General features: G+C 39.2%; 1 protein-coding gene. It reads left to right on the top strand.

The window, feature by feature from the left end:
- Positions 1–516: 516 nt before the first annotated feature.
- Entirely contained in the window at positions 517–1011 is a 495-nt protein-coding gene (locus tag D1Z90_RS20640; protein WP_147378822.1) for a hypothetical protein, read from the top strand.
- The last annotated feature ends 207 nt before the right edge of the window (positions 1012–1218 follow it).

Below are 1218 nucleotides of genomic sequence, written 5' to 3'. Positions count from 1 at the left end.
TGATATTCCAGTATTGCCCATTGATATTGGGACTCGTAAATTTGATACCGCCTATGGCTCCGAACTTCCCTTCCTAATCGGGGTATGGAAAGCACTCTGCGATGCTTTACTGTGTTGACTTGAAAGTCAAAGTGCCACTTCGTTTGTATCGCAACGAGTCCATTCCACCACATCAAAATCTATGCTTTTTAAGTCACGAAATGCCACTTATATCTACATGTGTTTCCATGCAAGTTGGCGATCTGCACTTCATTTAAAATAGGGCGAGGCACATTAGTCGCGAGTAACTACGGGTCTTTCGCACTGCGTTGTCAAAGGTGGGTTGCAGAGTGTTTTAGGCTCGTTCTTCTGTGGCGCTTAGCTTTTCGCTCTTTCTCTGACCCTTTATAAACATAGGCTTCACAAGGTATCGGAGACTTTTTTGCTAACAGGCATTGGCTGAGATATTTGGGTTTATGTTATGTTTATCAGGAAGTTGACGCATTCGTGATGCTTTTCGTTAATTTAGGAAGGAATTTGAAAATTTTAAAATCGATTTTAAGGTTGATCGTGAGTGTTTTGGTATTTGTTTCTTTGTTTTACTTATCTTTCCTCGTTGCTCCATATTTGTTGACGTCAGAAAAATATGTTGGGGAACAAGGTGTTTCTAAGTTTTTCCCCGTTGCACAAAAAGTTAATAATTCTTACTCTGTAATACAATGGGAGGAGTATAAGAATCGTGAGGACGTATACCTTGTTGACGAGGAAGAGCTTGTTACAAGGCTCATTAACAACGAACGCATTGAACTTGAAAAATCGAAAGACGGGCTGATTAATCTTACATACTACGCAGATAACTATACATTTTGGTCTGGGTACTACATTGTGAATGGAAAGGTCGAACCAGTCTATTTTAGATTCGTAGGGGCATTTATTGTAATACCTGTTTTCGGTGTTGTGTTAATTATATATTTGTTCGGTCGTTTGTTTTATGCCCGGTATGTGGCAAGAAAAAGGATGCAGAGTATGTAATCTGCTTAATGCAAGGAATAATTTTCAACCCGATTAAATCCAGGCTGTTACTTCTCATTTCGTTCATCATTATTAGTGGGTAACACGGTTTTTTACGTTTTCGAGAGGAATAGGATGTCTCGTTTTAAATGGCGTTGTTGATCAAATAGTTTTCAGTGCGACAAAGGCTCATGCTGTTCACATTTCAGACCGCTGATTTTCTTTCAG

It is taken from the genome of Motilimonas pumila (assembly GCF_003596335.1).
GTDB classification, from domain to species: Bacteria; Pseudomonadota; Gammaproteobacteria; order Enterobacterales; family CBDFNC01; genus Motilimonas; species Motilimonas pumila.
This window is presented reverse-complemented; position numbering and strand designations above follow the sequence as displayed.